Genomic DNA, 7,902 nt, shown 5'->3' on the forward strand with positions numbered 1-7,902 from the left:
CGCCCGGACCAGCTCAACGGCGGCCTTCGCCTCCGCCGACGGCTCCGCCCGCTTCTTCCGTCCAGCCTGATCGTTCTGTGTCGCGGTCATCACGGCACCCTCCTCACCAGGCACAACGCCCGGCGGGCCAGGCCGGAAACACCGTTAGATCCACAGACCCGTCCGCCTCAGCGGTGGGGGCCCTGGCGCAGCAAGCCGATGCTGTAGTAGTGCCACCCAGGGGTAGCCGTATGCGTTGGCGCCCAACGGACAGCAGCGATAGGCGATAGTTCGAACTTAGCTGCATATTTTGGGACAAGCGACAAGGCGGGCGGTCATGATGGGGCGAGGAAAGGACGGGAGACTGATCGAGGCGTTAGGGGCATTCGGCGCGGTCCGTCCGCGGCTCTTCGGCATTGCCTACCGGATGCTCGGGAGTGTCGCCGAGGCGGAGGACGTCGTGCAGGAAGCCTGGCTTCGGTGGCAACAGACCGATCGCAGTCAGGTACGGGACCCGATCGGGTATCTGGTCACGACGACTTCTCGGCTCGCTCTGAACGCCGCGACATCAGCTCGCGCTCGCCGCGAGCTGTACCCCGGACCGTGGCTACCCGAGCCCGTCGACACCTCCGCCGACCCAACCCTCCAGGCCGAACGCAACGAGTCACTCGAACTCGCCGTGCTCCTCCTGTTGGAACGTCTCACCCCGGCCGAGCGGGCGGTGTACGTGCTACGGGAGGCGTTCGACTACCCATTCCGGCGGATCGGCGAGGTACTCGACGTCAGCGAGGCGTACGCACGACAGCTCGGCCACCGCGCCCGCACGCACCTGGCCCAGCAGCGGCGCGAACCGGTCGCCCACGCCGACCACGACCGCCTGCTGCATGCCTTTCTCGCCGCAGCCCGCTCCGGTGAGCTAACCCAGCTCGAGGAACTGCTCGCCGAAACAGCCATCTCCTACGCCGACGGCGGTGGCACCGTCCGGGCCGCCCAGCTACCCGTCGTCGGACGTGACAACGTCGCACGTTACATCCTGGGACTGATCCGGAAGTTCGGCCGCGACCTCTCACCGGAGATCGTCGAATCCAACGGCCAAGCCGCGATCCTCGTCTCACGGCCCGGGACGACTGTCGCTCTGGTCACCATCGACGCCTCACCCGCCGGGATCGAACGAGTGTTGATCATCCTCAATCCACAGAAACTAGCCCAGTTCCAGCGGTGACCGTCGGCACCGGCGCACAGCCACCTGACGACGCGTGGTTCGTCGACAGCACGTACGTCGAAGTCGATGGGTCCGGCGCATGAGTCGTCGAACCTGCCGGCATCGCTCACACGAATGGGATCGTTGCTGAGTGACGAAGTCACTTGACCTGCATCTGGAGTTCGACCGGAGTGCGGGTTCCCCGGGTCGCTCGCTGGAGAGCGCGCTACGGGAGAGCATTCGGGCCGGCCGGCTGCCCGCCGGGTCGCGCCTGCCGGGGAGCCGGAGCCTGGCCACCGACCTGGGCCTGGCCCGAGGCACGGTGGTGCAGGCGTACGCGCAGCTGGTGGCCGAGGGGTGGCTGGTGGCGGCACCCGGCTCGGGCACCCGGGTCGCAGCGGTGCTCCATGATCCGCCCGGCTCGCGCTGGCAGCCACGACCGTCGACGGCGGCCGGGCCGGTGATCGAGCTACGGCCGGGAATTCCCGATCTCGGTTCGTTTCCCCGAACGGCCTGGGTCGGCAGTGTCCGCCGGGCGCTGGCGACGGCTTCGCGCGGCACGCTGGACTATCCCGAGCCGGCGGGACTGCTCGTGTTGAGGGCGGCGGTGACCGCTTATCTCGCACGCACCCGTGGCGTGCTCTGCGCCCCGGACGCAGTGGTGATCACGGCGGGCTTCACCCAGGGCCTCTCCTTGGTGGCGCGGACGCTGCACCGGCGCGGCGTACGCGCCATCGCCACCGAGAACCCCGGCCTGGCCCCTCACCGTATGGTCCTGCGTGCCGCGGGCCTCACGGTCACCCCGCTCACCGTGGGCGCGGATGGGGCCGATCCGGACGACGTGACGGGTCAGGCCGCGCTGCTCACCCCGGCGCACCAGCATCCGACCGGAGTGGTCCTCAGCCCAGGGCACCGCTACCGGCTCATCGCCTGGGCACGAGAACAGGACGCGTTCCTGATCGAGGACGACTACGACGGCGAGTTCCGCTACGACCAGCGGCCGGTGGGCGCGATGCAGGCACTGGCGCCAGAGCGGATCGTGTACGCCGGCAGCACCAGCAAGTCGCTGGCGCCGGGCATACGGCTGGGCTGGTTCGTCGTACCCGAGTCACTGCGTCGCGACCTGACGACAACGATCATGGAGGCCGGCGCCGCAGTCTCCGCGATCGACCAGCTCGCCATGGCCGACCTGCTCGCGCACGGCGACTACGACCGGCACATCCGCCGCATGCGCCTGACCTACCGGCGTCGCCGGATCGAGCTGGCCGACCGCCTGGCCGAGGTGACTCCGACCCCGCTGGAGGGCATCGCTGCCGGCATGCACGCGCTGCTGCCGCTGGCGTCCGTGGCGGAGGAGCGCCTGTTGATCCAGGCCGGTCGCCGCCAAGGGCTGCACCTGATCGGCCTGCACAGCAACGGCTACTGGCACGATCCCGCGGATGAGCGGCAGGCGGCAGCCCTGGTCCTCGGATACGCGGCGCCACCGGCTCATGCCTGGCAGCAGGCACTCTCCGGGCTCAGCCAACTGGTCCACCAGACCGGGCGCGAACTGGCCCATCCGCTTGGTCCGGTCGGGGATACGTTCGATTCATGCAAACCATGAAGATCGGAACCAACGAGATCGTGCTACTGGGCACGGCCATGCCCCCAGAGCTGCCGCCGGGCTCGCACGTGATGACAGCGACGATCGAACTACCCCCGGGCGACCCGGGCACACCGCCACACCGGCACTCCGGCCCGGTCTTCGGCTACATGCTCGAAGGCGAGATGATCTTCGAGCTGGAGGGCGAACCAGAACGGGTCGTCAAGGCCGGCGAGGCGTTCTGGGAGCCCGGCGGCGACGTCATCCACTACCAGGCCGCCAACAACCTGCCCGATCGGGTGACCAAATTCCTGGTCGTCATGGTGTGCGCACCCGGCCGGGAAATGCTGGTGCTGGTGAGCCCCGAGGAGCTCGAACAGCGCAAGAACCGCCGCTCGCCGCAGCCGAACTGACGGAGAAGCACAATCATGCGTATCGTTCTCGCCGGTTCGACCGGCGTCATCGGCCGCCGACTCGAGCCGCTCCTGACCGCCCAGGGGCATGAGGTCATCGGGTTGTCCCGCAACGGCCCGGTCGCCGTCGACGTGCTCGACCGCGACGCCGTGGCAGCCGCTGTCCGCGACGCCCGGCCCGACGTGGTGATGCACCAGCTGACCAACCTGAGCACTGGCGACTTCGCCGCCAATTCGCGGCTGCGTCGGACCGGGACCCGCAACCTGGTCGACGCGGCGCTCGCCGCCGGGGTACGCCGGATCGTGGCACAGAGCATCGCCTGGGCGTACGAGCCGGGCGACGAACCCGCGACCGAGAAGACCCCGCTCGACCTCGGTGCCGCGGAGCCGCGGCAGACCAGTGTGGGTGGTGCCGCCACGCTCGAATCCGCCGTTCAGGAGGCACCCGAGTGGGTCGTGCTGAGGTACGGCACCCTCTACGGCCCTGACACCTGGTACGCCCGCGACGGCATGATGGCCCAGTTCGCCGCCGCCGGCAAGGTCCCCGCCGACGCGGACGTGAGTAGCCTGCTGCACATCGACGACGCCGTCACCGCCGCGCTCGCCGCTCTGGAGTGGCCGGTCGGCGTCGTCAACGTCTGCGACGACGAGCCCGCCGCCGCCGCACAGTGGGTGCCCGCGTTCTGCGCGGCGGCCGGCGTCCCGGCGCCCGCGGTGACCGGGGGCGAGCGGCATGGCTGGGCGCGGGGAGCGAGCAACCACTACGCCCGCACGCAGCTCGGCTGGATCCCGACCTATCCGTCCTGGCGGCAGGGTTTCGCCACCCTGTGACCCGTCCGCAGCCACTGGCGGACGCCTGTCGGAAGGCTTGCTGGGCATTCTGCAAAAGCAACGGAGACGAAGAGTCATGTCGGATCACCTCAAACTGGCCGCGCTGAGCGATGACCATGCCCGCTTCGGGCTGGAGCGCGATGTTGTACGCGAATGGGAGGACGGCGCACGCACCGACAATCGCGCCGGGTCGTACGAGTGGTGGTACTTCGACGCCCACCTCGACGACGGCGCGAAGGTGGTCGTGGTGTTCATGAACAAGGACCTCGGAGCGGCGAGTAGCCCGCTGTCGCCGCAGCTGCGAGTCAACCTGGAACTGCCCGACGGCACGATGTCCAACAACACCATCGCGATCCCCGCGGCCGAGTGGTCGGCGGCGAGCGGGCGTACGGATGTCCGGATGGGGTCGGGCAACCGCTTCCAGGGCGAGAACCTGCGCGAGTACCGGATCCAGGCGTCCGCCGGGAGGTTGCGGGTCGACTTCACGTTGACATCCGAGGTCCCGGCCTGGCGTCCGGCCACCGGGCACATGGTGTTCGGCCCGGAGCGCGACCTCGAGTTCAACTGGCTGCCCTCGGTGCCGCAAGGATCCGTGCGGGGCTCGTACACCATTGACGGTGTGCGGCATGAGACGACCGGCGTCGGCTACCACGACCACAACTGGGGCAACGTCGGGCTGCAGAAAATTATCAACGACTGGTACTGGGGGCGGGGGCAGGCCGGACCGTACACGGTCATCGCGTCGTTCATCACCGGCGCCGAGAAGTACGGCTTCGCCGAAATCCCCATCTTCATGCTGGCCCGCGACGGCCAGATCATCGGCGACGATCCAGCGAAGATGACGTTCGAGCGAGACGAGGTCTACACCGATGCGAAGACCGGCAAGCCGGTGGCGGGCCTCATCCGCTACACGTACGTGGACGACGACGACACGTACGTGGTGACCTTCGACCGCGAGCGCGACCTGGTCCGCAACCCGCTCACCAAGGACCTGCACTGGCTCAAGCGGACAGCGGCCCGGCTGATCCGGTTCGACGGCGCCTACCTCCGCTTCGCCGGCCCGCTCACGATCGAGCACCACAAGGGCGGACGCGTGGTCGAGGAATTCGCCGAGGACGCCATCTGGGAGCTCATGTACTTCGGGCACGCCCGCGTCGCCTCCGCGAGCCCGTCATTGCCCGGTCGGCGGGACGCCCGAAAGCGACCCTTGCCGATGTCGGCCCAGGCCCGGCATCGCTGTAGAAACTGACGCCCGCCGACCTTGAGGGCAGGACAATCTGAACTGTCACCGGCGAATCGACTTTGTTCGGTGGGGTGCCGAGTACGCGTCAGCGTGGCGGCGAGGCCTCCTCCAGTGGACGCCCACGGGCTCGGGTCGTGTCAGAGACGGCAACGCCGAGCAGGACCGCGACTGCTGCTGCGGCGACCCCGAGGGGCGGTAGGCCGAGCATGATCGGTGCCATGGCCGCGAGGACGAGGATCCCGATCGGCCGCGGCCAGGACACTCGGGCGAAGGCGACGTACTCGAATACTGAGCGCCCGGCGAGGTAGAGCGCAGGCCCTCCGAGGATGGCTCCGACCCAGGCGGGTTTGGCGTCTCCGGATGGATCTATGAGGACGAGTTCGGAGCCGGCTGAGCTGGCGAGGATGCCGGACACCATGAGCAGATGTGCGAGCTCGGCCAACCGACCGAGCCGGCCGGGGTCGGCGGATGCCGCGATGGCCTCGCCAAGGATTTGGCCGGCTCGATAGAAGTAGATCCGCCACAGCAACACCGTGGTGAGGAACGACAAGGTGAGGGCCATCATTCGTTCAGCCACGATCGGACCGCGGAGAAGACTTGATCCGGAGGTCAGGATCGTCTCGCCAAGCGCGACAATGACCAGCTGCCAGTAGCGTTCGGCCAAATGCTCCCCCGCGACGGCCCACGGGGACACCCGCGAGCGACCCAGCCCCGGTACCGGCCAGCCGAGTCTGGCCCCCAGGTAGTCGATTGCCAGGGCCACCGTCCATAGCGAATTGCGCGTCACCTCGGGAGCGAAGGCTCCGGCGAGCCACGGTACGGCCGACGCGCCGAACCAGATGAGCGCCAACATATTCACGCGGCGCAGATTATGGCCGCGCACGATGCCTACGAAGAAGAGGGTGCGGCCCACCTGAATCGCGACATAGGTGCTCGCGAAGAGCAGGCCAGTCTCGGCGAGAGCCCCCGAAATCGCGACCGCCAGGAGCAGGCTCCCGTACATCGTCGCAACGACAACGAACTGGATCGGCGGCTGGAACGGATCGAATCTGCTGGTCACCCATGCCGTCTGGGTCCAGATCCACCAGAGGGCCAAAAGCAGCAGCAGAGTCTCGCCGTTCTCCGCAAGGGAGGTGGTCAACCGCTCCGCGACGTGACCCCGGGTGTAGTCCAACACCAACTCGTGCACAATCCGGGTGAGCGCGAAGACGTAGACGAGATCGAAGAACAGTTCCAGGAAGGTCGGCCGCTGCGGACTCTCACGCTTGCGCAGCAGATTTGCCACTCTATTCCTCGTCACCCGGCCCGCCCGCTTCGTCGGCTAATCGCTGAAGCAGTCGTACCACGTTGCCGCGACGTCCACGGATAAGACGCACCTGCGAGGACAAAATAGCCTGACGGCGCTCGGCGCCTGGGGGAGCGAGCGGATCCGTCGAGAGGCTGCCGCGATGGTCGACGCGGCTTCCGAAGACCTCGCGGCCCTGCGTTGATCAGGGGTCCAATCCGCCTGCGAAGACCACGCTGACGCTCGCGAGGCCGATCACCATCCAGGATGGGCCACGGTCCGAGGTCGGTGAGTCCAAGCTCGATGACCCGGATGAGCTCCTGGGGATAGCTGTGGAGCGCGCCGCCGGTTGACGCCCCCGGCGGCGGCAAAGGCGAATGCACTCGCGCAGCCCGCCGCCAGCCTGACGTCGTCATCAGCCGATCGGATGGCCGAAGGCGATGATCGGCTATTTCCATGTGCGACGGACACCCTGCGACGCCTAGGAAGGAGGCATGACCAACGAGGTGACCGTTCCCCTGCTGCCGTGCGCTTCCATTGACGACATCGAAACCTTCTATCAGAGTTCTGGGTTTCCGCACCACGTACAAGCAACGCAAGCCCAACGCGTGTGTGGGGGTGCAGCGGGATGACCTGCAGCTGCAGTTCTTCGAGATCGCCGGATTTGACCCGGAGCAGTCTTATGGCTCCTGTCTCGTCCTCACCGCGGACATCGAGGGACTACATCGGGCGTTCGCAGCCGGCATGCGTGCCGCGTACGGCAAGGTACTGGTGTCCGGAACGCCGCGGATGACCCGGCCCAGGGCGCGGAAGAACGCCGACGGGTTGGGCGGATTCAGCGTCATCGACCCGGGCGGCAACTGGATCCGTGTCTTCCGGGACGCCGCCACCGCGCCCATGCCGGCCGCCACGCCTGCCGGGCGGCTGGCCAAGGCCCTAGCGAATGCTGTCGTGCAGGCCGATTCCAGGGGAAGCGTCGGACAGGCCATTCGGATCCTCGACAGCGCGTTGGCCCGCCCGCAAAACGACGACGACCCGGTCGAGCAGGTAGAGGTCCTGGTCTACCGCGCCGAACTCGCGATGGTGCTGCACGACCCAAAGACTGCGGCCGAGATGCTGGCCCGCGCCCAGTCCGTCACGCTCACCGAAGACGAATCCGAAAGGGCGGCATCCGCGTTCGACAACGCCGCCGAACTCGCGGCAGCACTACGGTGACTCACCATACGAACGCCTCCCTCATCTCGGCTACTTGTTTCATTGACCTGCGACCGCGGCCCGGCCAGGCTTCGGTCGAGGCGCCCGGGCTGTCGCTCTCATTTCGGCTGCCCACGCTGGTCGTGTGGCTCTCATTTGGCCTGCGCGGCCCGG

General features: G+C 68.0%; 6 protein-coding genes and 1 pseudogene. 6 read left to right on the forward strand and 1 reads right to left on the reverse strand.

Annotated elements, in window-relative coordinates; all coding sequences use genetic code 11:
• Positions 1-316 precede the first annotated feature (316 nt).
• The 5 genes from DLJ59_RS01415 (at position 317) to DLJ59_RS01435 (ending at position 5,255) form a co-directional block, all read left to right on the forward strand.
• A complete protein-coding gene (locus DLJ59_RS01415) occupies positions 317-1,201 on the forward strand; it encodes an RNA polymerase sigma-70 factor (RefSeq protein WP_124770715.1) in 885 nt (294 codons plus the stop codon).
• Between the two features lie 130 nt (positions 1,202-1,331).
• Positions 1,332-2,783, forward strand: coding sequence for a MocR-like pyridoxine biosynthesis transcription factor PdxR (gene pdxR / locus DLJ59_RS01420; RefSeq protein ID WP_124770716.1), 1,452 nt, complete (start codon positions 1,332-1,334; stop codon positions 2,781-2,783).
• Complete coding sequence (locus tag DLJ59_RS01425; RefSeq protein WP_208648518.1) at positions 2,771-3,175, forward strand: cupin domain-containing protein; 405 nt, start codon at positions 2,771-2,773, stop codon at positions 3,173-3,175. Before pdxR ends, DLJ59_RS01425 begins: the two co-directional genes overlap by 13 nt.
• Positions 3,176-3,190: 15 nt before the next feature.
• Positions 3,191-4,006 carry an NAD-dependent epimerase/dehydratase family protein gene (locus tag DLJ59_RS01430; protein WP_124770717.1) on the forward strand — a complete coding sequence of 272 codons (816 nt, stop codon included), beginning with the start codon at positions 3,191-3,193 and terminating at the stop codon, positions 4,004-4,006.
• 76 nt (positions 4,007-4,082) lie between these two features.
• Positions 4,083-5,255, forward strand: a complete 1,173-nt coding sequence (locus tag DLJ59_RS01435; protein WP_124770718.1) for a lipocalin-like domain-containing protein — start codon at positions 4,083-4,085, stop codon at positions 5,253-5,255.
• A 79-nt stretch (positions 5,256-5,334) separates the two neighbouring features.
• Here DLJ59_RS01435 and DLJ59_RS01440 read toward each other — a convergent pair whose 3' ends face one another.
• Positions 5,335-6,534, reverse strand: a complete 1,200-nt coding sequence (locus tag DLJ59_RS01440; protein WP_244235780.1) for a low temperature requirement protein A — start codon at positions 6,532-6,534, stop codon at positions 5,335-5,337.
• A gap of 494 nt (positions 6,535-7,028) precedes the next feature.
• Between DLJ59_RS01440 and DLJ59_RS01445 the strand changes: the two are divergent.
• Positions 7,029-7,749: pseudogene (locus tag DLJ59_RS01445) on the forward strand (VOC family protein).
• The last annotated feature ends 153 nt before the right edge of the window (positions 7,750-7,902 follow it).

Source organism: Micromonospora inaquosa, from assembly GCF_003857055.1.
Taxonomy (GTDB): domain Bacteria; phylum Actinomycetota; class Actinomycetes; order Mycobacteriales; family Micromonosporaceae; genus Micromonospora; species Micromonospora inaquosa.

Excerpts from the sequence above, each read along its gene's own strand:
- DLJ59_RS01415 (WP_124770715.1), top strand. The coding sequence starts at position 317 with ATGATGGGGCGAGGAAAGGACGGGAGACTGATCGAGGCGTTAGGGGCA.
- DLJ59_RS01425 (WP_208648518.1), top strand. The coding sequence starts at position 2,771 with ATGCAAACCATGAAGATCGGAACCAACGAGATCGTGCTACTGGGCACG.
- DLJ59_RS01430 (WP_124770717.1), top strand. The coding sequence starts at position 3,191 with ATGCGTATCGTTCTCGCCGGTTCGACCGGCGTCATCGGCCGCCGACTC.
- DLJ59_RS01435 (WP_124770718.1), top strand. The coding sequence starts at position 4,083 with ATGTCGGATCACCTCAAACTGGCCGCGCTGAGCGATGACCATGCCCGC.